The organism is Actinomadura craniellae, from assembly GCF_003289645.1.
Classification (GTDB): Bacteria; Actinomycetota; Actinomycetes; order Streptosporangiales; family Streptosporangiaceae; genus Actinomadura_D; species Actinomadura_D craniellae.
In genome coordinates this window covers 286061-309548 of the sequence record NZ_QLYX01000004.1, presented here as the reverse complement: position 1 = coordinate 309548, position 23488 = coordinate 286061, and the positions used below count along the sequence as shown (strand labels likewise).

Here is a 23488-nt window from a genome sequence, read left to right as displayed (position 1 = left end):
CGTCCGCCGTCGGACCGTTTCCCGGTACGTCGTCGGGCGTACCGCCGGGGCGGGTTCTACTCTGCGCGGCGTACCGCCTCCGCCGGGACGGGGGCGAGGGCGGCCTCGTACATGGCGGTGAGCCGCTCGAGGAGGACCGCCGGGCCGAGGGCCCGCAGTTCGGCGAGGCCGATCATCCGGCGGACGGACCCGCCGCCCAGGATGATCGTCGCGGCGAGGGCGGCGCGGGCCCGGGCGTCGTCGCCGCCGTCCTCCGCCAGCCGGGCGGTCAGCGGCTCGGCCAGCACGGTCTCGATGTGCTGCCGCAGGATCGGCTGGACCTCCTCGCTGCCGATCGAGCGGTCGAGGAGGCGTGACGTCAGGTTCAGCTGCCCGGACTCGATCTGCCGGACGAACCGCTCGGCCAGCCGGCGGGGGAGCCCGGCCCGGTCGCCCTCCTCGATGATCCGGCGCAGCTCCGTCTCTTCGGCGAGCACCTCGCCGAAGAGGGCGGCCTTCGTCCCGAAGTAGCGGTTGATCAGGGCGACGTTCGCTCCCGCCGCCCCGGCGATCATCCGCACGGAGACGTGGTCGTAGCCGTGTTCGGCGAACAGCGCCCGGGCGGTGTCCAGCAACCGTCGCCGGGTGGCCGCGCGGTCACGGCGCGGTCGCTCGTGGACCTGCATCCGGCAAGTATCCCCCGACTTGACAAGTAAACAGGCGTCTACATAATTGTGTGCTAAGTGCAGGTAATGTTTCTGGCAGGTTCGCAGGGGGCACGGGGTGGTTCAGACGGTTGACGGCGGCCGGGTGCGGTACACGCCGCGGCAAATTCGCGAGATCCTGATCGGCCTGCTCCTGGCCCTGTTCACCTCGATGGTCTCCACCTCGGTGGTGGCCACCGCGCTGCCCACCATCGTGGGCGAGCTCGGCGGGCAGGAACAGTTCGCCTGGGTGGCCAGCGCCGCGCTGCTCACCATGACGGCCTCCACCCCGCTGTGGGGCAAGCTCTCCGACCTGTACGGCCGGAAGCTGATGTTCCAGAGCGCCCTGGCGATCTTCGTGCTGGGCTCGATGGCCGCCGGGCTCTCCCAGGGCATCGGGATGCTCATCGCCGCCCGCGCCATCCAGGGCCTGGGCGCCGGCGGCATCTCCGCCCTGGTCCAGGTGGTCCTCGGCGACGTGGTCGAGCCCCGCGAGCGCGGCCGCTACGCCGGGGTGGTCGGCGGGGTCTTCGGCGTCGCCACGGTGGCCGGCCCGCTGCTCGGCGGCTTCATCGTGGACGCCTCCTGGCTGGGCTGGCGCTGGTGCTTCTACGTCTGCGTGCCGCTGGCCGCGATCGCCTTCGTGGTGATCCAGAAGGTGCTCAACCTGCCCCGGAACACCCGCGACGCCCGGATCGACTGGCTCGGCGCGTTCGCCATCACCGGCGGGGCAAGCACGCTCATGCTGCTGCTCTCCCTGGGCGGCAAGGAGTTCGCCTGGAACTCCGGGTGGACCTACGGGCTGGCCGTGCTGGTCGCCGCGCTGGTCGCGCTGGCGATCGGCGCCGAGCGCCGCGTCCGGGAACCGATCCTGCCGCCCCGGCTGTTCCGCAACCGGACGTTCGTGCTGGCGTCACTGAGCTCGCTGTTCCTGGGCGTCGCGATGTTCGGGGCGATGATCTTCCTGCCGCAGTACCTCCAGATCGTCCGGGGGATGCGGCCCACCGCCTCAGGGCTGATGACGCTGCCCATGGTGCTGGGCATGTTCCTGGCGTCCCTGGTCACCGGGCGGCTGGTGAGCCGCACCGGCCGCTGGAAGATCTACCCCATGGTGGGGCTGGCGCTGGTCGCCAGCGCCCTCTTCCTGCTCTCCCACCTGCACGTCGACACCCCCTACGCCGTCATCGGCGTCGACATCGCCCTGCTCGGCTCCGGGCTCGGCATGTCGATGCAGAACCTGATCCTGGCCGCGCAGAACGCCGCCGCGCTACCGGACATGGCCGTCACCACCTCCGGGGTCTCCTTCTTCCGCAGCCTCGGCGGGTCGATGGGCGTCGCCGGGTTCGGCGCGCTCATGACCGACCGGCTGAGCTCCGGCCTCGCCGAACGGCTGAGCGCCGCGCGGCTCCCGCTACCCGCGGGCGGGGTGGCCCTGGGCTCGCCCGACCAGATCAACGGGCTGGGGGAACCGCTGCGGCACATGGTGCTGGAGTCCTTCACCGAAGCCATGCAGACCGTGTTCCTGGTCGGCGTGCCGATCGCGTTGCTCGGCCTCGTCATGGTGTTCGCCCTCAAGGAGCTTCCGCTCCGGTCGGCCCGCCAGGTCCCCGAGCCCAAGGCGGTCGGCGTCGAGCCGGTGCCCGAGCCGCTGCCGGCCGTCTCGCCCCGGCACCACCGCTCCCACGGCCCCGGCCGGCACCGCCGGGCCCCGGCCGGCAGGTTCCGGCGGCACCGCCACACCACGGCGGCCGGGGTCAGGCAGAGCCGGTGATCTGCGCGGCCAGCCGGTAGGCCTCGTCCCGGGTGAAGGTGCCGGAGATCTGGACGTCGCCGCTGGTGAGCACCGACGTCACCGAGGGGGCCGAGACGACCCCGTCGCCGACGAGGATCGCCAGCCGGTTCGCGGGCGTGCCGGCCGGCGCGGTGGAGACCCGCCGGGTCAGGTCGGCGAACGGCTGCACGTCGGCCGGGCGCAGCTTGATGAGCAGCGCCCAGGACGCGTCACCCTGCTGGAGGCCGGGCTGCGTCACCTTGAGATCGGCGACCTGCCGGACCGTCATGCCGTTGCCCAGCACGTAGCACTGGCCGTCGTCGGCCGAGGCGGCGGCGCCGCCCGTGCAGGGAGGCGGATTCACCGCGCTGACCTGCCTGAGCTGGATCGGCTGCCGGAGCGTCGCGGGCCCGAACTCCGGCTCGTCGTCTCCCACCTGGACGGCCAGCAGCACGCCGAGCACGACCACCGCCAGCAGGACCGGTACGCCGAAGACCAGCCCGATGACCAGCCCGTTCCGGTTGCGGGGAGCCGGCTCATATCCGATCATCGGCCCCTCAGCTCACGGATCAGGTTCACCGCGTCGGTCCGGGTGAACTGCCCGGCGATCACCACCGTGCCGCTGGTCACCGGGGTCTCCACCCGGGGCGCCGTGATCAGCTGGTCGCGCACCACGAAGGCCACCTCCCGGCCGACGGTTCGCCGGGTGAGGTCGGCGAAGGCCCGCCGGTCGGCCGACAGCAGGCTGATCGACACCTCGGGACGGGCATTGCGCCCGTCCTGGACCCGCAGACCGGTCACCTCGTAGATGGCGATCCCCTGGGAGAGCCGGTAGCAATGCACGCCGGCGGCGGTCTGGCCGGTGAGCCCCGGGGTGCCGGCCACGCAGGATCCCGGGACGACCTGCTCCACGGGGTAGACGCGCAGCGGCGCGGCCAGCCGCTCGGGCCGCTCCAGCATGGAGGCCGCGATCAGCCCGCCGCTGACCGCCACGGCCGCGATCAGCACACCAAGAGTGATCACCATGGTCAGCAGGCCCGCCCGGCGCCGGCCCGCCGTCTGCCGGCGCTCGGCCACCATCCGGCGCTGCCGGCGCCGGGCCACGGCCTGCGCATGCCGGGACCGCTTGCGCTCCACGGCCTGCCGTTGCGCCTCGATCCGGCGCGTCCGTTGCAGCATCTCCTGCTGGGCCGGATCCAGCGGGCCGGTCATGACCGGACGCACGGCCGGGGCCGGCCGGCGCCCGCGGCCCCGCCACCAGCCGCGCCGGTCCGGCCTGCGCCGTCTGCCGCCGCCGCGGGAGTGCTCGTCCCGGACGGGAGACGGGTCCGGCACGGGTGCGGGCCGTCGCTCCGAAGCCGCCTGCCTGCGGCGCCGTACCCCCGACATCGTCACCTCTCCCGCTCGGTCTCTTTTTCAGTCTGGCAGTTGGCCAACACGATGTGGAGGCTTTACCCGGCAGGGGAATCGTCACCCGTCCACGCCGCGATCGAACCCCGCGCAGGAAACGTGCGGGCGGCCAGGATGTTAACAGCGAGCCGGAGGCCCGGCACCTACCGTAGGTACCGGGCCTCCGATGAACTCCCTCGGTCGGCTCAGGCGTGCCTGTTATCGGCTGAGCCTCCTCGGTCGCTGCGCGGGCCGCTCGTTCCTCACGGCCCACTCCGCTCCCTCGGTCGGCTCAGCCGATGCGCCAGGTGTCGCCGCTGCCGAGCAGCGCGGCCAGGTCGCCCGGGCCCTGCTGCTCCACCGCCTCCTCCATCTGCTCGCGCATCAACTGGTCGTACGACGGCCGCGCCACCTGCCGGAAGATCCCGATCGGGGTGTGCTCGAAGGCCGGCGAGTCGAGCCGCGACAGCGCGAACGCCTGCGACGGGTCGGGGTTGTGCGCGTCGTGCACCACGATCGACGCGGGGTCGACGTCGGCCGCCTCCGCCACCTCGAACCCGCCGTTCGCGCCGCGCACCAGGGCCTTCTGCCGCTCGGCGCCGAACAGGATCGGCTCGCCGTGCTCCAGCCGGACGGTGACGTCGTCGCGGACCGCGGCGTCCTTGAGCGGGTCGAAGGCGCCGTCGTTGAAGATGTTGCAGTTCTGGTAGATCTCCACCAGCGCGGTGCCCTCGTGCTGGGCCGCCGCCCGCAGCACCGACTGCAGGTGCTTGCGGTCGGAGTCGATCGTGCGGGCCACGAACGTGCCCTCCGCGCCGATCGCCAGCGAGATCGGGTTGAACGGCGAGTCCAGCGACCCCATCGGTGTCGACTTGGTGATCTTGCCGACCTCGGAGGTGGGCGAGTACTGGCCCTTGGTCAGCCCGTAGATCCGGTTGTTGAACAGCAGGATCTTCAGGTTCACGTTGCGGCGCAGCGCGTGGATCAGGTGGTTGCCGCCGATCGACAGCGCGTCACCGTCACCCGTCACCACCCACACCGACAGGTCGGGCCGGGAGGCGGCCAGCCCGGTCGCGATCGCCGGCGCCCGGCCGTGGATCGAGTGGAACCCGTAGGTGTTCATGTAGTACGGGAACCGCGACGAGCAGCCGATGCCCGAGACGAACGTGATGTTCTCGCGGCGCAGCCCCAGCTCCGGCAGGAAGCCCTGCACGGCGGCCAGGATGGCGTAGTCACCGCACCCGGGGCACCAGCGCACCTCCTGGTCGGTCTTGAAGTCCTTGGCGGTCTGCTTGACGTCGGTCTTGGGCACCAGCGACAGCGCGCCGTCACCGTTGAGCAGTTCAGTCACTGTCGATCACATCCTGGATGACGCCCGCGAGCTCCTCCGCCTTGAACGGCAGGCCACGCATGCGGTTGTAGCTGATCACGTCGACGAGGTACTTGCCCCGCAGCAGCAGGGCGAGCTGGCCGAGGTTGATCTCCGGCACCACGACCTTGTCGTAGGACCGGAGCACCTCGGCGAGGTTGGCCGGGAACGGGTTCAGGTGCCGCAGGTGGGCCTGGGCGATCTGCCCGCCCGCCCGGCGCACCCGGCGGACGGCCGCCGAGATGGACCCGTAGGTGCACCCCCAGCCGAGCACCAGAACCCGGGCCCCGTCCGGGTCGTCGACCCGCAACGGCGCGATGTCGTTGGCGATTCCGTCGATCTTGGCCTGGCGGAGCCGGGTCATCAGATCGTGGTTGTCGGGGTCGTAGGAGATGTTGCCCGAGCCGTCGGCCTTCTCCAGGCCGCCGATCCGGTGCTCCAGCCCCGGGGTGCCGGGCACGGCCCACGGCCGGGCCAGCGTCTCGGGATCCCGCTTGAACGGCTGGAAGTCCTCCTGGCCCGCCGCGGCGAACTCGGGGTCGATCCGCGGCAGCGACTCGACGTCGGGGAGCAGCCACGGCTCGGAGCCGTTGGCCAGGTACCCGTCCGACAGCAGGACCACCGGAGTGCGGTACTTCACCGCGATCCGGGCGGCCTCCAGGGCGGCGTCGAAGCAGTCGGACGGCGACTGCGGGGCGACTACCGGAACGGGCGCCTCGCCGTTGCGGCCGTACAGCACCTGGAGCAGGTCGGCCTGCTCGGTCTTGGTGGGCAGCCCGGTGGACGGCCCGGCCCGCTGCACGTCGATCACGATCATCGGCAGCTCGGTGGCGACCGCCAGGCCGATGGTCTCGCTCTTCAGCGCGATCCCGGGCCCGGAGGTGGTGGTCACCCCCAGCGAGCCGCCGAACGACGCGCCCAGCGCCGCGCCGGCCGCCGCGATCTCGTCCTCGGCCTGGAACGTCCGCACGCCGAACCGCTTGTGCTTGGACAGCTCGTGCAGGATGTCGGAGGCCGGGGTGATCGGGTACGAGCCCAGGAAGACCGGCAGCCCGCTCCGCTGCCCGGCGGCGACCAGCCCGTAGGCCAGCGCCACGTTGCCGGTGATGTTGCGGTAGAGCCCCGGCTCCTGCTCGGCCGGCCGGACCTCGTACTGCACCGAGAACGCCTCGGTGGTCTCGCCGTAGCTCCAGCCGGCCTGGAAGGCCGCGATGTTGGCCTTCATGATCTCGGGCTTCTTGGCGAACTTCCGTTCCAGGAAGTTCAGGGTGCCCTCGGTCGGCCGGTTGTACATCCACGACAGCAGGCCGAGAGCGAACATGTTCTTGGCCCGCTCGGCGTCCTTCTTGGAGATGTCGAAGTCACCCAGCGCGCCGACCGTCATCGAGGTCAGCGGCAGGGCGTGCACCCGGTACTCGGCGAGCACCTCGCCCTCCAGCGGGTTCGCCGCGTACCCGACCTTGGCCAGGTTGCGCTTGGTGAACTCGTCGGTGTTGACGATCAGTCCGGCGCCGCGCGGCAGGTCACCGAGGTTGGCCTTGAGCGCGGCCGGGTTCATGGCGACCAGCACGTCGGGGGCGTCGCCGGGCGTCAGGATGTCGTGGTCGGCGAAGTGCAGTTGGAAGCTGGAGACGCCGGGAAGCGTGCCTGCGGGTGCACGGATCTCGGCGGGGAAGTTCGGCAGCGTGGAGAGGTCGTTGCCGAACGACGCGGTTTCCTGGGTGAAGCGATCGCCGGTCAGTTGCATGCCGTCGCCTGAGTCGCCGGCGAAGCGGATGATGACCCGGTCGAGTTGCTGGACCTGTTTGGTCACATTGGTCACAGAGGAAGACCTCCTCGACACGCAGCACCGACCCGGGGGAGGTGCCCGGGTCTGGGCGCTACTTAGGCTTACCTTTGATGTTATGTCCGGTACGTAAGGAGAGTTCCGGTTTCCGGTGTGGGCTGGATCATGCGGCCGGGCGTTCCGTGCGAGCCCTTGCGGTGGCTCACGGTCGGTTCTCCCGGCGCCCGATCACGCCGAACACGGAATACCGGCTCCTGAGGCCGACCCTGCCGGGCCGGGGGTTCAGGACGCCGGGCGAGGGGTCAACACAGGGCGCTCGCCAGCCGACAGAGATCCACGTGCAGCCGACGGCTGAGCAGGGGCATCACCACCTGGCGGTGCCGGGAGGCGGGCGCTTCTCCCCGATCTCCCGGAGACGTGGCGGCAGTCACGTCCCGCACTATAGTTCGCGCGCCCTCAGCCCTGACCGGCCGGGGCCGTTACCGCTCAGTACGCGGACAGGACCGAATAAGTTCACCCTAACCGACCCACATCATCCACCGTACGGCTCGCTCGCCGCGCGGGCCGGACCCACTCCGCTCGCTCGTCGGGTCAGCTGTGCTTGCCTGCGGCTGACCTTTCCTCGCTCGCTGCGCGGCCCGCTCGTCCCTCACGGCTCGCTCCGCTCGCTCGTCGGGTCAGCCGCCACGCTCTTCGCGGTCGATGCGGGCCAGCAGGGCCGCTACGTCGGCGGCCGACACGGCCTCGGCCACCACCCGGGCCTGGGCGGCATAGCGGTGCGTGCCCGGTGTGGTGCGCGCCCGCTGCATCCACGTCTGCCAGCCCTGGCTGCGCACGGTGCAGCTCAGATCGACGGTGGTGGACGTGAGCGGCTTGCCCGCGGTGCAGGTGCCGAGGGCGCGCCGCCCGACGGTGATCGTCCCGATCATGACGGCGCGCACCCTGCCCTCGGCGCCGGGCGACAGGCTGGCCGCGGTCATCTTCAGGGTGCAGCCGCTGACGTTGTTGTTGCAGTTGCTGAACTGGAGCTTCCCCTGGGCCTGGAAGCGCACGGCGGGGTCGCGGGCGCCGGAGAGCCGCCGGATCCGGTCGCGCAACTCGGGGAAGACTGCGCTCATGTCGGTGGCCGGGTCGGCGTCGACCCGGAGGGTACCGCTGCGGATGCGCAGCAGCCGGTGCGGGGCGGCGGCCGCGAAATAGTGGTCGCCGCGGGCCGTGGGCACCCGGAACGCCGGGACCCCGTTGATGTTCTCGGTCCGGGCCGCGGGCCGCGCGGGCCGCAGCCGCCGGCCGATCTCGGCGGGGGCCAGGGCGTCCTCGAGGTCGAAGCCGAGGGCGCTCGCGGGGGCCTTGGTCCACCGGCCGGCGAAATCCCCCGGGGTGGCGGCGGTGCCGGGCCGCGCCCGCCAGAACGCGCTGTCGGCTCGCAGGTAGGTGGCGCCGTCCGCGACGAGCACGTCGATCCGCCGGCCGGACGCCGTCAGCGTGCCCGTTCCCGACCCGCCCTTGGTCATCGAGAGCCGCACCTGCATGTCGTCCCCGGCGGAGGAGAGGGTGCCGGTGTAGTTCATGCCGGGGGTGGCGTTCAGGGTGCGGACGGCCCGGCTCACCCGCCGGTCACCGCCGGAACCGGCCGCCGGGCCGGTGCCGTTCCGGTTCGCGCCCCCGGGGTCGCCGTCGTCGTCCGCGCGGAGCGAGATCACCAGCACGGTGGTCGCCACGAGCAGCAGTATTCCGCCGCCGATCGCCCCCACCAGCAGCGGGACGTTGCGCTCGCGCCGCCGGCGCGGGCCCTCCGGGCCGCCCCGCGGTGCCCCGAACCCCGGCGGCGGCCCCTGCCGTGAACGCCCGGGAGCCGCGACCGCCTGGTACCCGTTTCCGGCCGGGTGTTCCCGGGCGGCACCGGGAGGTGGCCCGTACCCGCCCCCGGCCGCCCGCCCCGGCATACCGGGTGCCTGCGCCGGCGGGCCGTACGGTCCACCTCGCGGCGGTCCCCCGTGTTCACTGCTCATCGCTGCTCCGCCGTCCGGCCGTTCACTCGACTCGCCTGACCTTACGGTTGCTCACGGCGGGCCGCCAACAAGAACGCCGCCGACCCCGATCCGGGGCCGGCGGCGTCTCGCCACCAGGGTCACTCGCGGTCGAGCGCGTTCTGCATGGTCGTGATATCGCCCTCGGAGGCGCCGGCCGCGGTGAGGTCGGCGTGCTTCCACCACGTCTTGGTGCCGCTGCCGGCGTTGAACCAGCTCGTCCAGGCGCTGCTGGTGACCCGGCACTCGGCCCACACGCCGTCGATGCCGGTGATGGTCACCGAGGTGGTGCAGTCGCCCAGGTGCCGGCCGGTCCGGGTGTCGGCGGTGATCGTGAAGTGCACGTTCACCAGCACCGAGGACGAGGAACCGCGCACGGTCCAGACCTTGGCGCGCACCGGGCAGCCCGAGGCGTTGCAGCCGCCCTTGCTCCACTCCTGGACCCGCGGGTTCTTGGTCGGGTCGAAGGAGTCCTTGAGCTCGCCGATGCGGGAGCGGATCTCGCTGATCGTACCCGCGCCGTCGCTGGAGCCCTGGACCTTGACGTCGGCCGAGATGGTCGGGGAGGAGGTGCTCTCGATCCGGACCAGCTGCGGCTCGTCGTCGGTGGTCAGGTAGTAGGTGGCGCTGAAGGTCGTGATCTTGTCGACGTCCTCGCCCTTGAGCGTCGTCCGCTCCGACGAGCGGATGCTGTAGCGGGTGAGCTGGCGCATCCGGTTGACGATCGCGGTCGTGGTCAGGTTGTCCTTGAAGCCGATCGGCATCGAGAACGACTCGAGCCGGCCCCAGTGCTCGCCGGTGTTCAGGAACTCGGCGTCACCGGTGTAGCGGCCCTTGTCGGTCCAGAACGCCCGGTTGCCCTTGGCGAAGAAGTTGCCGTCCGCCTGCAGGATCGTCACCCGGTGGCTGCCCCAGGTGACCTGGCCGGTCTGGCGACCGCCCGAGGTGACCTTCAGCTCGCCGGTGAACTGGTTGGAGGCGGAACCGAACGTGCCGTTCAGCGTCATCGCCTTGGCCGTGGACAGGTTCCGGGCGGCGGCGGTGAGCTTCTCGGTGTCGGACATCTGGTTGGTGTTGAAGACCGTGAAGGCCAGTACCACCACGATGATGACGATGATGATGAAACCGCCGCCGAGCAGAGCCAGGACGAGCGGAGCACTGCTGGAACGCCGCGGCGGGGGCGGCGGCATTCCCGGGCCGAAGCCGGGCTGGCCGGGCATGCCACCCGGCATGCCGCCGGGCGGACCGGGGGGCATGCCGCCCGGACCTGCGGGCGGCCAAGGCTGGCCGGACGGAGGGGTCCAGCCGGGCGGGGGTGGTGGGCTACTCATGCAGCACGTACCTTCCAGGCGAACTAGCCGTAATACGTCCCTAGTGTGGCGCATAGGGCAGGCAATGTGGTCTAACGGCTTGGACGTTCATCTGTGCCGAACGGATCCGCCTTCGGTAGAACTCCGCAGAACTCCCCGGAATACTGGTCAGAGCATGATCCGGGGAGGCGTGCGTGGATGACTACTTCGGTTCGTACATAATCGTTGTCGTTTTGATATTGGTGGGCGGCTTGATCGTCGGCGGAGGGCTGGCCGCCAACCGCCTGCTGCGCCCGCACCGGCCGACACCGGAGAAACTGACCACCTACGAGTGCGGGGTCGACCCCGTCGGCGAGGGCTGGGCGCAGTCCTACGTGCGCTACTACGTCTTCGCCTACCTGTACGTGGTGTTCGCGGTCGACGCGGTCTTCCTGTTCCCCTGGGCGACGGTGTTCGCGGCTCCCGGGTACGGATTCACCACCCTGGGCGAGATGTTCGTGTTCCTCGGATTCCTGGCGACCGGGCTGGTGTACGCGTGGAAGAAGGGCGTCCTCTCCTGGGTTTGACGCGGGGCACAGAGTCGATCATGGTTCCGGCGCGCAAGAATGCTTGTTGTGGGTACCGTCGATCTGCCTGAGCCGAGCGTCGGGCCGCTGTCGCGGCTGGCGCCCAAGCCGGTCAAGTTCGTGCTCAACTGGGGCCGGCGTTACTCGCTCTGGGTCTTCAACTTCGGGCTCGCCTGCTGCGCGATCGAGTTCATCGCCACCTCGATGAGCCGGCACGACTTCATCCGGCTCGGGGTCATCCCGTTCGCCCCTGGCCCCCGGCAGGCCGACCTGATGGTCGTCTCTGGGACGGTCAGCGACAAGATGGCTCCGGCGATCAAACGGCTGTACGAGCAGATGCCCGAGCCGAAGTACGTGATCTCGTTCGGCGCCTGCTCCAACTGCGGCGGCCCGTACTGGGACTCCTACTGCGTGACCAAGGGCGTCGACCAGATCATCCCGGTGGACGTGTACGTCCCCGGCTGCCCGCCCCGCCCCGAGGCGCTGCTGCACGGCATCGTCCACCTCCAGGAGAAGATCGCGGCGGAGTCGCTGGGGGAGCGCTACGGCCGGTCCGGCGAACCGGTCAGCCCGCCGCCCCCGCCGCGGCCGATGCCGGCCACCGTGCTGCGCCGCCCGCCGCTCCCCCCGCCGCCGCTCCCGGAGGCGCCCGAGCCGGGCAGCGAGATGACGGCGGCCGACCCCCTCCTCGACGGGCTGGACCTCTTCGGCCCCGACCCCGCCGAGGACGCCCGGCACACCGAGGAACTCACGATCGTCCCGGACCCGGACTCCCGGCTCACCGAGGAACTGACGGTCGTCCCGAACCCGGACGACCAGCGCACCCAGGACCTGCGCCCCCTCCGGGACGAGGAACCCGTGGCCGCGCCGGACGACCAGCGCACGCAGGACCTGACACCGCTCCCGGACGGCCAGGGTGAGCAAGACCTGCGACCGCCTCCCGACGAGCAACGCACCCAGGACCTGCGGCCGCTTCCGGGCGACCAGCGCACCCAGGATCTGACGCCGCTCCCCGACGACCAGGGCGCGCAGGACTCGCGACCGTCTCCGGCGGACCGAAGTGGCGGGGACGAGCCCGGGGCGTACACTCCGCCGGACCTGATGGCGACCGACCGGCTCCCCGTCGTCCCGGCCGAAGGAGAGCCGCCGCGGCAGGAGAAGGGGTCCAGGCGGAAGCGGCCCGGACACGACCCCACGATCATCCCGGGACTGGCGGACGACGAGGACGGGCGGTGACCCGGTGGATCTGCGCACCGCGTGGACGGAAAGGTTCGGCGGAGAGGCGACCCTGGAGGAGAGCTTCGGCGGGCTGACCGTGGACGTCCCGCCCGGCGACTGGCCGGCGGCGCTGGAGTTCGCCCGCGACGAGCTGGGCTGCGGCTACTTCGACTGGCTGACCGGCGTCGACGAGCTGGCCGAGGGCTTCTCGGTGGTCGCCCACGTGCACTCCCTGGAACACGGCCACCACCTGCTGGTCCGCACCCGGGTACCCCGGGAGGACCCCCGGCTGGCCACCGCCACGGGCGTCTACCGGGGCGCGAACTGGCACGAGCGCGAGACGCACGAGATGTTCGGCGTGGTCTTCGACGGGCACCCGGGACTGCGGCCGCTGCTGCTCCCCGACGGGTTCGAGGGGCACCCGCTGCGCAAGGAGTTCGTGCTGGCCGCCCGGGTCGCCAAGCCGTGGCCCGGCGCCAAGGAGCCCGGCGAGTCCGGCCACGGCGCCCCCAGCCGGCGCCGCATGCTCCCGCCGGGCGTCCCGGAGGACTGGGGTCCGCGGCGGCCCGCCCGCCCCGACGCGGAAGACGAGGGTGCCTGAGGTGCTGGAGGTCGTGCTCAAGCTGCTGGGGCTGGCGGCCGCGTTCGCCGTGCTGCCGCTGCTCGTCGGCCAGGCCGAGCACAAGGTCATGGCGCACATGCAGGGCCGGCTCGGCCCGATGTACGCGGGCGGGTTCCACGGCTGGGCGCAGCTCGTCGCCGACGGCGTCAAGTTCGCCCAGAAGGAGGACGTCGTCCCGCGGGACGCGGACCGGCGGATCTTCAAGCTGGCCCCCGCGGTGGCGCTGGTCCCGTACCTGGTGGCGCTGGCGGTGATACCGGTCGGCCCGGACGGCCAGGTGGTGCTGGACCTCGGGCTGGGCCTGTTCTTCGCCCTCGCCGTGATGGGCGTCGGCGTGATCGGCGCGATCATGGCCGGCTGGGCGAGCGCCAACAAGTACTCGCTGCTCGGCGGCATGCGGGTGGCCGCCCAGCTGATGTCGTACGAGCTGCCGATGGTCTTCGCGGCGTCCTCGGTGGCGATGGCGGCGGGCACCCTGTCGCTGTCCGGCGTGGTCGAGGAGTGGCGCTGGTGGTGGCTGCCCTGGCAGGCGGTCGGCGCGGTGGTGTTCTTCGTCGCGGGCCTGGCCGAGCTGCGCCGCCCGCCGTTCGACATGCCGGTGGCCGACTCCGAGATCATCTTCGGCCCGTACACCGAGTACGGCGGCCTGCGCTTCGCGTTCTTCCTGCTGGCCGAGTACGCGGGCATCGTGGTGCTGTCGGCGCTGACCGCGGTGCTGTTCCTGGGCGGCTGGAAGGGCCCGTTCCTGGACGCCGAGCTGGGCTGGCTGTGGACGCTGACCAAGGTCTTCGCGCTGTCCTTCGTGGTGATCTGGCTCCGCGTCAGCTATCCCCGGATGCGCGAGGACCAGCTCCAGAGGCTCGCCTGGGGGGTCCTCGTCCCGCTGTCGCTGGCCCAGCTCGCCCTCACCGGCGTCGTCAAGGTCGCGATCTCCGGCTAGCTCAGGTAGATCGTCTGCTCGGCCAGCCGGGGCGTGAGCCGCGGCGGCAACTCGGCCAGCACCGACAACTCCTCCACCGAGACGAACCCGCCACACTCCTCCCGGGCCCGGACGACCCGCTCGACCAGCTCCGGCGTCAGCCCCGGCAGGGTCGCCAGCACCTCCGGCGGGCAGTGGTTGACGTCCACCAGCCCGCCGTCGTCGTAGCCGCGCGGCAGGTCGGGCCGACCGATCCCCAGTTCGCGGGCCAGGGCCGGATCGGACGCCGCCAGCGCCCGCGCCTCCGCCCGGGCGTCCAGCCGTCGGCGGGCCTGTTCGGCCGCGACCTGGAGGGACGACGGCTCCGCCGGCGCGGGCACGAGGTGCGGCGGAGGGCGCCGTAGGGCCGTCGTGTCCTTAGGGGACGGCGATCCCACGGACGGGGACGGGACCGGGTGGAAGAACACCCGCCTCCGGATCACGTACGCGTGGAGCGACCCGCCGAACATCATCGCGGCGAGGGCTCCCGAGAACAGGTGGTCCCGGGTGGTCCCGTCCGCGGCGTCGGAGAGCGCCACCAGCGCCGCGAACAGCGCCACGTAACCGCCCACGGAGACCCACTGCCAGACGGATCGCAGCCGGCCGGCCGCGATCACGTGGACCACGAACGTCAGGAAGCCGCCCGACAGGATGGGGGTGAGCGCCCAGAGGTGGCTCAAGATCACCCGGGGCAGCGTCTTCGCGAGGCTCACGGTGCAGTCCGCCCCTTTCCGGTGCCGGACAACCCTGCTAGGGAAGGAAGATCGCGTACTCGCCGAGGCGCTGGACCAGTTCGGGCGGCAGGTCGGCGTCGAGCGCGAGCTCCTCGACCGAGACGAAGCCGCCTTGCTCCGTGCGCTTCTGGACGATCCGTTCGACCAGTTCAGGGGTCAGCCCCGGCAGCATCGCCAGCGTCGCGGCCGGGGCGTGGTTGACGTCGATCAGCCCGCCGTCGTCGTAGCCGCGGGGCAGGTCGGGCCGGCCGATCCGCAGCTCGTGCGCCAGGGCGGGGTCGTCGCGGACCAGGGTGCGGGCCTCCTGGCGGAGCATCATGCGGTACTTCGCCACGCCGATCGCCTGCTTGTTGCGCCAGTTGCCGGACTGCTCCCGCGGGAACACCGAACCGCGCACCACGAAGGAGTGCACGGTCCCGGTGACGCACAGGAACGTCATCAGCAGGAGGGCGAGGAAGATCGCCCCCGGATGCCCCACGGACATCAGCGCGATCGCCCCGACCGTGCCGAGGCCGTACCCCCCGGCGGCCACGCCCAGCCCGGCCGAGCGGCGCCGCAGCGCGGCGTACCCGAACGAGAAGGGAGTACCGAAGCCGTAGCTCAGGAACGGGACCAGCGCCCACAGCACCCCGCTCGTCTCACCGGGTGGCGGCGGAGGCACGGAAGGCACCGGTGGGGGGTGGATCGGCGGTGGCATCGGCGGCCGGGGGACCGGCGGCCCGGCGTGCGGGGGCCGCCACACTCGGGGCGGCCGCCCCGGGGGCTGTCCCGACCAGGCCATACCAGGATGGTACGGCCCCTTGTGCCAATGCATCACGTCTCTTCAGACGAGTGAACGGCTTTTTCCGTTCCGGCACGCGCGTCCGTGACGGCCTCGCGCCCCGTGTTTCATCGGGCCGCGAGGTGCGCAATCATGGTGCGCGTGGCACGGCTACCAGGAGGCGGACTGGCCAAGGGGCTGGCCGTCACGTTGCGGACGATGGCGCGTCCCTCCATCACGCGCCAGTACCCCGAGGTGCAGCCCGACCTGCCCCCGCGCAGCCGCGGAGTGATCGCGCTGCTGGAGGAGAACTGCACCGTCTGCATGCTGTGCGCCCGCGAGTGCCCCGACTGGTGCATCTACATCGACTCCCACAAGGAGACGCTGCCCGCCGAGGGCCGGGGCCGCCCGCGCTCCCGCAACGTGCTCGACCGGTTCGCCATCGACTTCTCGCTGTGCATGTACTGCGGCATCTGCATCGAGGTCTGTCCCTTCGACGCGCTGTTCTGGTCGCCGGAGTTCGAATACGCCGAGTACGACATCGCCGAGCTGACGCACGAGAAGGAACGCCTTCGCGAGTGGATGTGGACGGTGCCCCCGCCGCCCGCGCACGACCCGGGAGCGGAGCCGCCCAAGGAGGTCACGGCGGCGGCCAGGGCCGCCGAGCGGGGCCGCCCATGACCGGCGCAGAGATCGTCTTCACCCTGCTCGGCGTCGTCGCCGTCGGCTCCGGGCTGCTCGTCGTCTCCAGCCGGCAACTGGTGCACGCCGCGCTGTGGCTGGTGGTGTCGTTCGGCGCGCTGGCGGGCTGCTACCTGGTGCTGACCGCCGAGTTCGTGGCCTGGGTGCAGGTGCTCATCTACGTCGGCGCGGTGGTCGTCCTGCTGCTGTTCGGCATCATGCTCACCCGGGCGCCGATCGGCCGGTCCGCCGACCTCGACTCGGGCAACCGGTGGCCCGCCCTGGCGGTGGCGCTGGCCACCGCCGGGGTGCTGGTGACCCTGCTGGTCCGCGGCTTCCGCGACGCCTTCATCGACCTGGACCCCGGCCCGGGCTCGGCCGAGGGCCTGGGCGCGGCGATCTTCCGCACCTGGGTGCTGCCCTTCGAGGTGCTGTCGGTGCTGCTGCTGGCCGCGCTGATCGGCGCCATCGTGCTGTCGCGCGGCGACGTCGGGGAGCCGGTCGGGGAGCCCGCCGGGGAGCCCGAGGACGGGGACGGCTGATGCACGTCGCCTATCCCGCGGTGGTGGCCGCGCTGCTGTTCTCCCTCGGCGTCTACGGGGTGCTCGCCCGGCGCAACGCGATCCTCGTGCTGATGTCGGTCGAGCTGATGCTCAACGCGGTCAACCTCAACCTGGTCGCCTTCGACGTCTGGCTGCGCGACCGGCTGCACGGCGGGCAGGTACTCGCGCTGTTCACCATCGTGATCGCCGCCGCCGAGATCGGGCTGGGCCTGGCCATCGTGCTGCTGGTCTACCGCACCCGCCGGACGGTCGACGTCGACCGGCTGCGCGACCTCGCCGACCGCGACCCCGTCCCCGGCGAGGACGGTGCGGACCGGCCGCCCGCCACGGTCGCCGGCGGCCGGGACGGGGAGGGCACGCCGTGATCGCGCTCGTCTCCGCGATGATCCTGCTGCCGTTTTTGGCCGCGTTCGCGGGGTTCCTGGCCGGGCCGCGGCTGACCCGGGCGCTCGGCGGCCCCGGCCCCGCGCCGGGCGGAGTCTGGGTGCCGGGCGGCGGGCCCCGGGCGTCCGCGCGGTCGTGGGCGGTGGCCGCCGGGACGGCCGCGCGGGTGCCGCTGCGCAACGGCCCCGCGCTGCTCGCCTGCGTGCCGACCGGGCTGGCCGCCCTGCTGTCGCTGGTCACGCTGATCGTCCACTGGGCCGATCCGGGCGTTCGGAGCGGCGTGCTCACCCGGGTGCCCACCGGCGGCGTCGACATCGTGATCGGCGTCCAGACGACCGGCCCGGCCGTCGCGGTCGGGCTGATGGTCTGCTGCGTGGCGCTGGCGGTGCAGGTCTACTCGATCGCCTACATGGCCGAGGACCCGCGCTACTCCTCCTACGCGGCGTTCGTCTCGCTGTTCACCGCGGCGATGCTGCTGGTGGTGTTCGCCGGCGACCTGCTGCTGCTGTACGTCGGCTGGGAGGTCATGGGCGTCTGCTCGTACTTCCTGATCGGCCACCACTGGGAGGAGCGGGCCAACTCGCGGGCGGCGGTCAAGGCGTTCCTGGTGACCCGGCTCGGCGACGTCGGGTTCCTGCTCGGGATCCTCGTCCTGGGGGCCGGCGCCGGGACGTTCTGGATCGACGACGTGCTGGCCCGAGTACCCCAGTTGCCGGACGGCACCGTCCTTGCGGCCGCGCTGCTGCTGCTCGCCGGGGTGGCGGGCAAGAGCGCGCAGTTCCCGCTGCACACCTGGCTGCCCGACGCGATGGCCGGCCCCACCCCGATCAGCGCGCTGATCCACGCCGCCACGATGGTCGCGGCGGGGATCTACGTCGTCGTCCGGCTGTACCCGGTGTTTTCGGCCGCGCCCGCCGCGCTGGCCGTGCTCGGCGTGCTGGCGGCGATCTCCATGCTGGGCGCGGCGCTGGCCGCCCTCGCCCAAGACGACCTCAAACGGGTGCTGGCCTACTCCACGATCAGCCAACTCGCGTACATGGCGGCCGGGCTGGCGGTCGGGGCGCGCGAGGCCGCGACGTTCCACCTGCTGACCCACGGGGCGTTCAAGGCGCTGCTGTTCCTCGCCGCCGGCTGCGTGATCCTGGTGACCGGCTCGAACCTGCTCCGCGACCACGGCGGCCTGCGCCGGGCCATGCCGATCACCTTCTGGTCGATGACCGTCGGCTTCGCCGCACTGGCCGGGCTGCCCCCCGCCAGCGGGTTCTTCAGCAAGGACGCGATCATCGAGGCGGCCCAGCACGCGGCCCTGCATCCCGCCGACGCCTCCCCTGGCGCAGGAGTGGTGCTGTCGGAGCCGTATCCGGCCGTCGCCGTCGCCCAGCATTCCGTGGACGTCCCCGGCTGGGTCGCCTGGGTCGTCTACCTGAGCCTGCTGGCCACGGTGGCGGTGACGGCCGCGTACGCGACCCGGGCCTGGCTGATGACGTTCTTCGGCGAGCCGCGGTCGGACTTCCGGCCGCGCGAGGCGCCGGTGCTGATGTCCTGGCCGGTGGCGGCCTGCGCGGTGCCCGCCGCGCTGCTGGGGCTGCTCGGGCTGGGCGACGCGGCGCTGCGCCCGCACCTCGGCTCGGCCCTGCTGTCGCTGCTGCTGGTCGCGGCCGGGGCCGGGGCGGTGTACCTGCTGTGGAACCGCGACCCCGCGCTCGACCCGGCCCGGGCGCTGGGCCCGCTGCGCGCCCCGTTCGCCCGCGCGTTCTACCTGGACGAACTGTACGCCCTGGTGATCGTCCGGCCGGTCCGGGCACTGGCCGGGCTGGTGGTCGAGACCGACGACCGGGTGATCGACTCCGCGGTGCGGGGCGCCGCCCCCGCGAGCCGCGGCCTGGGCGGCCTGCTCCGCCGCCCGCAGGACGGCAACCCGCAGACCTACCTCACCGGCCTACTGGCCGGGGTGGTGGTCATCGCGGTGACCGTGGCGGTCCTCCAATGAGCCGCCCGGCCGTGCCCGCCGGGTGGCGGCGCTCCGGAGGGCGGGGCGCACGGCTGATCCTGATGGTCATGCCCCTGGCCGGGCGGCCGGATGGCGGTGCTCCGTGGGCGAGGTGGCGCGGATGATCCTGGCGATCATGCTGGCGGTCCCGCTGGCGGGGGCGTTGGCGCTGCTGGTCCCCGCCGGGCGGTTCCTGCCCGGGGACGCGGCGGTGCGCCGGTACGGGGTGGGCGTCTCGGGTCTCACGCTGCTGCTCGCCATGGCGGCGGCGGTCGGGTTCCGGCCCGGAACCGCCGGTATGCGGCACGAGATCGACCTGGCCTGGGCGCCCGCGATCGGCCTGCGCTTCCACCTCGGTGTCGACGGGGTCTCGCTGCCGCTGGTGCTGCTCACCGCGCTGCTGACGTTCCTGTGCTTCGTCCATCTGGTGCGGCGTCCGCAGGCGGGCGGGCACGCCCGGCTGCTCACCGCGCTGCTGCTGACGCTCGAAGTCGGGATGCTCGGCACCTTCGTCGCCCTCGACCTGCTGCTGTTCTTCGTCCTCTTCGAGGTCGTGCTGATCCCCATGTACGCGGTGATCGCGATCTGGGGCGGGCCGGGCCGGCGGCGGGCGGCGTACAAGTTCATCCTCTACACGCTGCTGGGCTCCGGCGCCCTGCTGGTGGGCCTGCTGCTGATCGGGGTGAACGCGGGCACCCTCGACATGGTCGAGCTGGCCGACCGGCACGGCGCGGGGCTGTCCCGCGGCGTGCAGGTCACCGCGTTCCTGCTGGTCGGGCTGGGGCTGGCGGTCAAGGCGCCGATGTGGCCGCTGCACACCTGGCTGCCGGACGCGCACACCGAGGCCCCGACCGTCGGATCGGTGCTGCTCGCCGGGGTGCTGCTCAAGATGGGCACCTACGGCTTCGTCCGGATCGCCCTGCCGATGGCCCCCGAGGGCGCCGAGGTGTGGGCGCCCGGGCTGGGCCTGCTCGCGGTGGTCGGCATCGTGTACGGGGCGCTGGCCTGCCTGGCCCAGCGTGACCTCAAGCGCCTGATCGCGTACTCCTCGGTGGGGCACATGGGCTTCGTCCTGCTGGGCATCGCCACGCTGACCCCGGTCGGGGTGAACGCGGCGCTGTTCGGCAACGTCGCGCACGGCCTGATCACCGGGCTGCTGTTCTTCCTGGCCGGGACGGTCAAGGAGCGGTACGGCACCGGCGACCTCGACGCGCTGGGCGGCGGAATGCTCGCCCGCGCCCCCCGCCTGGCATCGTTCCTGACGTTCGCCGCGGTGGCGAGCCTGGGGCTGCCCGGGCTGGCCGGTTTCTGGGGCGAGATGCTGGCACTGCTCGGCGCGTACCGCCCCGATCCGGAGCTGCCGCGCACCGCGTTCCTGATCTACATGGTCGTGGGCGGGCTCGGCGCGGTGCTCACCGCGGCGTACTTCCTGCGGCTGCTCGCCAAGGTCACCCACGGCCGCCCGTCCGCGGGCCTGGAGGGCGGGCCGGAGCGGGAGGACGCGGTTCCCGCGTCGCCCGTGGACGGCGATGGTGGCCCGGGGGGGAGGGAGGACGAGGCCGGCTTGCCCGCATCCCTTGTGAACGGTGGCGGTGGCCCCGAGGCACGAGAGGACGAGGCCGGCTTGCCCGCATCCCCTGCGAGCGGTGGCGGTGGCCCGGAGGCACGAGAGGACGAGGCCGGCCTGGCCTCCTCGGTCGCGGGCGGTGAGGGCGGCCCGGACGCGCGGGAGGACGCGGTTCCCGCGTCACCCGCGGGTGGTGATGGAAGGCCGGACGCGCGGGAGGGCGCAGCGCATTTTCCTGCGTCACCTGCGGGCGGTGCAGACGTGCGAGAGGACGTGGCCGGCCTTCCCTCCTCGGCTGCGGGCGGTGACGGTGGCCTGGGCGCGCGGGAGGACGCGGTTCCCGCATCACTCGCGGGCGGTGACGGTGGGCCAGAGGCACCGGAGGGCGCGGCTCGCCTTCCCGCGTCACCTGCGGGCGGTGCGGAAGCGCGGGAGGGCGTGGCTCGCCTGCCCGCACCAGGTGCGGACGCGGAGCGGGCCGAGTACGCGGTCTGGACGCCGCTCGTCGCGCTGATCCTGCTGGTCGGGCTCTGGCCCAAGCTGCTGCTGGACCTCACCGCCGCCCCCGTCCGGGCGCTGCTGGGGGGTGGGTGATGATCCAGGGCATCGACTACGCGGCGATCGCGCCGCCGCTGATCGTGGCCGTCGCCGCCGTCGCGTTGCTGCTCGCGGACGCGTTCGACGTGCCGGGCCGGCTGCTGGGCTGGCTCGCCTCGGGCGCGCTGCTCGTCGCGCTGGGCGCGGTGGTCGTGCTGGCGGCCGGTGATCGGCGGGCCACCTTCTGCCTGCCCGCCGGCCTGCGCGGTCAGGGGCCGTCCTCCTGCTCGTACGTGGCCGACGGGTTCACCCTGCTGTTCCAGGGCCTGGTCCTGGCCGCGGCGGTGATCGTTGTGCTGCTGTCGGTGGCGGAGGTCGCCGAGTCCCGGCTGCCGGTGGGGGAGTACCACTTCCTGCTGCTCGCCGCGATCGCGGGGGCGCTCGTCCTGGTCGCCGCCCGCGACCTGGTCACCCTGGTGGTGGCGCTGGAGACCCTGTCGCTGCCGGTCTTCGCGCTGGTGGCGTTGCGCCGGTACGACGGGCGGGCGGGCGAGGCCGCGCTGAAGCTGTTCCTGGTCTCGGTGGTCTCGGCCGCGGTCATGCTGTTCGGGATCAGCCTGGTGTACGGGTCCACCGGGGCGATGCACCTCGACCGGATCGCCGTCGCCCGGCCCGGCCCGGACCTGGCGCCGGTGGCGGCCGTCGGTGTGGTGCTCGTCCTGGCCGGGTTCGCGTTCAAGGTCGCCGCGGTGCCGTTCCACTTCTGGGCGCCGGACGTCTACCAGGGCGCGCCGCTGCCCGTGGCCGCGTTCCTGTCGGTGGTGTCGAAGGCCGCGGGGTTCGCCGGGCTGGCGATCGTGCTGGTGCTGGGTTTTCCCCGGTACGGGCACGTCTGGGGGCCGCTGATCGCGGTGCTCGCCGCGGTCACGATGACCGTCGGCAACCTGGTGGCGCTGCGCCAGCGGCACGCGGTGCGGCTGCTGGCCTGGTCGTCGGTGGCCCAGTCGGGCTACATGCTGGCCCCGCTCGCCGTCGGAACGGACCGGCTGCCCGAGGCGGTGGCGGCGACCGTCGCCTATGTGGCGATCTATTCGGTGATGAACCTGGGCGCGTTCGCCGTGGTCATCGCCGTCAAGATCACGGATCTGGGCGGCTACCGGGGGCTGGCCCGGTCGAATCCGGTGACCGCGGCGGCGCTGGCGTTCTTCCTGATCTGCCTGGCCGGGCTGCCGCCCGGGGTGATCGGCATGATCGCCAAGATCGTGGTCTTCCGGGCGACCGTGGCCGGAGGCGTGACCTGGCTGGCGGTGGTGATGGCCGTCAACACCGCGATCGGGCTGTACTACTACCTGGCCTGGGCGGCCCGGCTGTTCGCCCCCGCCGAGGAGGCGGTCCAGGCCCGGCCTATCGGTCGGCCGCTGCGCCCGGCCCTCGCCGCCACCCTGGCCGGCGTCGTGGTGCTTTCGGCCGCCCCGCAACTGGTGCTCCAGGCGGTCACCCTGGCCACCTGACGTCTGGAACGTCCGTCCTGGCCATGCCGTTTTTCATAGTGGACGGGGTAGTCGAGTGGTCTAGGGGAGGTGACGAACGGTGGGATTCAACGGATTGAAGACCGCGGCGCTGCTCGGTGCGCTCTCCGCGCTGGTGCTGGTGATCGGCTGGGGGCTGGGCGGCCGCGGCGGGCTGGCCGTCGCTCTCGTGATCGCGCTGGTCACCAACGGGATCGCGTACTTCTTCAGCGACCGGATCGCGCTGCGCACCATGCGCGCCCATCCGGTCAGCGAGGTCGAGGTGCCGGTGCTGTACCGCCTGGTGCGCGAGCTGTCGAACTCGGCGCGGCAGCCGATGCCCCGGCTGTACGTCTCGGAGACGATGCAGCCCAACGCGTTCGCCACCGGGCGCAACCCGCGCAACGCCGCGGTGTGCTGCACCCGGGGCATCCTGCAGATGCTGGACGAGCGGGAACTGCGGGCGGTGCTCGGCCACGAGCTCTCACACGTCTACAACCGGGACGTCCTGACCGCGTCGGTGGCCGCCGCGCTGGCCACGGTGATCACCTACCTGTCCTATCTGGCGATCTTCCTGCCGGTGGGGCGGTCCGAGGACGAGGAGGGGCCCGGGATGCTGGGCGCCCTGCTGATGCTGATCCTCGGGCCGGTGGCGGCGACCATCGTGCAGTTGGCGATCAGCCGGACCCGGGAGTACCAGGCGGACGTGGCGGGGGCCCGGCTCACCGGCGACCCGCTGGCGCTGGCCAGCGCGCTGCACAAGATCGAGGCGGGCACCAAGGCGATGCCGCTGCCGGCCGACGGGCCGCTGGCGTCCACCGGTTCGCTGATGATCGCCAACCCCTTCCGCAACCAGGGGCTGGTCAAGCTGTTCTCCACGCACCCGCCGACCGCGGAGCGGATCGCCCGCCTCCAGGACATGGCCCGCCGGACCGACCCCTGGTGAAATTGCTGAGAATTCGTCCGAACTCATGGCGGTCTGTCCGCGTCACACACATATGGACGGGGTCGGACCGCCTTTGAGCGGGAAGGCGGCCGGCACCGTCCCCGGACGTTCCGGCC

General features: G+C 72.4%; 22 protein-coding genes. 12 read left to right on the top strand and 10 right to left on the bottom strand.

Translation table 11 applies throughout. The features are described 5' to 3' along the window. Positions 1–56 precede the first annotated feature (56 nt). Positions 57–665 carry a TetR/AcrR family transcriptional regulator gene (locus tag DPM19_RS11030; RefSeq protein ID WP_111865781.1) on the bottom strand — a complete coding sequence of 203 codons (609 nt, stop codon included), beginning with the start codon at positions 663–665 and terminating at the stop codon, positions 57–59. Between the two features lie 97 nt (positions 666–762). On the opposite strand from DPM19_RS11030, the gene DPM19_RS11025 reads away from it, so the two are divergent. Beyond that, positions 763–2454 carry an MDR family MFS transporter gene (locus DPM19_RS11025; protein WP_233510033.1) on the top strand — a complete coding sequence of 564 codons (1692 nt, stop codon included), beginning with the start codon at positions 763–765 and terminating at the stop codon, positions 2452–2454. Here the strand turns inward: DPM19_RS11025 and DPM19_RS11020 are convergent. The 7 genes from DPM19_RS11020 to DPM19_RS10995 all read right to left on the bottom strand — a co-directional run bounded on the left by DPM19_RS11020 (position 2438) and on the right by DPM19_RS10995 (position 10284). Further along, positions 2438–3004: a SecDF P1 head subdomain-containing protein gene (locus tag DPM19_RS11020; protein WP_111865778.1), complete on the bottom strand. Its 567-nt coding sequence runs from the start codon at positions 3002–3004 to the stop codon at positions 2438–2440. The genes DPM19_RS11025 and DPM19_RS11020 overlap by 17 nt on opposite strands. After that, positions 3001–3666, bottom strand: a complete 666-nt coding sequence (locus DPM19_RS11015) for a SecDF P1 head subdomain-containing protein (protein ID WP_146778817.1) — start codon at positions 3664–3666, stop codon at positions 3001–3003. The genes DPM19_RS11020 and DPM19_RS11015 overlap by 4 nt, the downstream gene beginning before the upstream one ends. 469 nt (positions 3667–4135) lie before the next feature. Then, positions 4136–5194, bottom strand: a complete 1059-nt coding sequence (locus DPM19_RS11010) for a 2-oxoacid:ferredoxin oxidoreductase subunit beta (RefSeq protein ID WP_111865772.1) — start codon at positions 5192–5194, stop codon at positions 4136–4138. Next, entirely contained in the window at positions 5187–7025 is a 1839-nt protein-coding gene (locus DPM19_RS11005; RefSeq protein WP_111865770.1) for a 2-oxoacid:acceptor oxidoreductase subunit alpha, read from the bottom strand. Before DPM19_RS11005 ends, DPM19_RS11010 begins: the two co-directional genes overlap by 8 nt. A gap of 275 nt (positions 7026–7300) precedes the next feature. Next, entirely contained in the window at positions 7301–7363 is a 63-nt protein-coding gene (locus tag DPM19_RS37055) for a putative leader peptide (protein ID WP_407642513.1), read from the bottom strand. A gap of 312 nt (positions 7364–7675) precedes the next feature. After that, positions 7676–9010, bottom strand: a complete 1335-nt coding sequence (locus tag DPM19_RS11000) for a hypothetical protein (protein ID WP_146778816.1) — start codon at positions 9008–9010, stop codon at positions 7676–7678. 119 nt (positions 9011–9129) lie between these two features. Further along, positions 9130–10284: a hypothetical protein gene (locus tag DPM19_RS10995; protein WP_158566755.1), complete on the bottom strand. Its 1155-nt coding sequence runs from the start codon at positions 10282–10284 to the stop codon at positions 9130–9132. A gap of 248 nt (positions 10285–10532) precedes the next feature. On the opposite strand from DPM19_RS10995, the gene DPM19_RS10985 reads away from it, so the two are divergent. From DPM19_RS10985 to nuoH, 4 genes are read left to right on the top strand one after another with little or no spacing between them, the layout of a single operon-like run. Further along, complete coding sequence (locus tag DPM19_RS10985; RefSeq protein ID WP_111865759.1) at positions 10533–10904, top strand: NADH-quinone oxidoreductase subunit A; 372 nt, start codon at positions 10533–10535, stop codon at positions 10902–10904. A gap of 48 nt (positions 10905–10952) precedes the next feature. Beyond that, entirely contained in the window at positions 10953–12140 is a 1188-nt protein-coding gene (locus DPM19_RS36935; protein WP_111865756.1) for an NADH-quinone oxidoreductase subunit B, read from the top strand. A gap of 4 nt (positions 12141–12144) precedes the next feature. Then, positions 12145–12723 (top strand): NADH-quinone oxidoreductase subunit C, encoded by a 579-nt coding sequence (locus DPM19_RS10975; protein WP_111865753.1) that lies wholly within the window; start codon positions 12145–12147, stop codon positions 12721–12723. Then, entirely contained in the window at positions 12716–13684 is a 969-nt protein-coding gene (nuoH, locus tag DPM19_RS10970; protein WP_111865751.1) for an NADH-quinone oxidoreductase subunit NuoH, read from the top strand. The genes DPM19_RS10975 and nuoH overlap by 8 nt, the downstream gene beginning before the upstream one ends. Here the strand turns inward: nuoH and DPM19_RS10965 are convergent. Beyond that, a complete protein-coding gene (locus DPM19_RS10965) occupies positions 13681–14415 on the bottom strand; it encodes a ComEA family DNA-binding protein (RefSeq protein ID WP_199484983.1) in 735 nt (244 codons plus the stop codon). The two genes, nuoH and DPM19_RS10965, sit on opposite strands and share 4 nt — an antisense overlap. A 37-nt stretch (positions 14416–14452) precedes the next feature. Continuing rightward, positions 14453–15106 (bottom strand): ComEA family DNA-binding protein, encoded by a 654-nt coding sequence (locus tag DPM19_RS10960; protein WP_158566754.1) that lies wholly within the window; start codon positions 15104–15106, stop codon positions 14453–14455. A 243-nt stretch (positions 15107–15349) separates the two neighbouring features. Between DPM19_RS10960 and DPM19_RS10955 the strand changes: the two genes are divergently transcribed. From DPM19_RS10955 to htpX, 7 genes are all read left to right on the top strand, one after another. Then, positions 15350–15877, top strand: a complete 528-nt coding sequence (locus DPM19_RS10955) for a NuoI/complex I 23 kDa subunit family protein (protein ID WP_233510032.1) — start codon at positions 15350–15352, stop codon at positions 15875–15877. Further along, the gene (locus tag DPM19_RS10950; protein ID WP_111865745.1) at positions 15874–16419 is read left to right on the top strand and encodes an NADH-quinone oxidoreductase subunit J family protein; all 546 of its coding nucleotides are present in this window, start codon (positions 15874–15876) and stop codon (positions 16417–16419) included. Before DPM19_RS10955 ends, DPM19_RS10950 begins: the two co-directional genes overlap by 4 nt. Then, positions 16419–16805 carry an NADH-quinone oxidoreductase subunit NuoK gene (gene nuoK, locus DPM19_RS10945; RefSeq protein ID WP_111865742.1) on the top strand — a complete coding sequence of 129 codons (387 nt, stop codon included), beginning with the start codon at positions 16419–16421 and terminating at the stop codon, positions 16803–16805. Before DPM19_RS10950 ends, nuoK begins: the two co-directional genes overlap by 1 nt. After that, positions 16802–18814, top strand: a complete 2013-nt coding sequence (locus DPM19_RS10940; RefSeq protein WP_199484982.1) for an NADH-quinone oxidoreductase subunit 5 family protein — start codon at positions 16802–16804, stop codon at positions 18812–18814. Before nuoK ends, DPM19_RS10940 begins: the two co-directional genes overlap by 4 nt. A gap of 121 nt (positions 18815–18935) precedes the next feature. Continuing rightward, positions 18936–20975, top strand: coding sequence for an NADH-quinone oxidoreductase subunit M (locus DPM19_RS10935; protein WP_146778812.1), 2040 nt, complete (start codon positions 18936–18938; stop codon positions 20973–20975). Then, complete coding sequence (locus DPM19_RS10930) at positions 20975–22429, top strand: NADH-quinone oxidoreductase subunit N (RefSeq protein WP_111865740.1); 1455 nt, start codon at positions 20975–20977, stop codon at positions 22427–22429. The genes DPM19_RS10935 and DPM19_RS10930 overlap by 1 nt, the downstream gene beginning before the upstream one ends. Before the next feature lie 79 nt (positions 22430–22508). Further along, positions 22509–23372, top strand: a complete 864-nt coding sequence (gene htpX / locus DPM19_RS10925; protein ID WP_111865737.1) for a zinc metalloprotease HtpX — start codon at positions 22509–22511, stop codon at positions 23370–23372. Positions 23373–23488 lie beyond the last annotated feature (116 nt).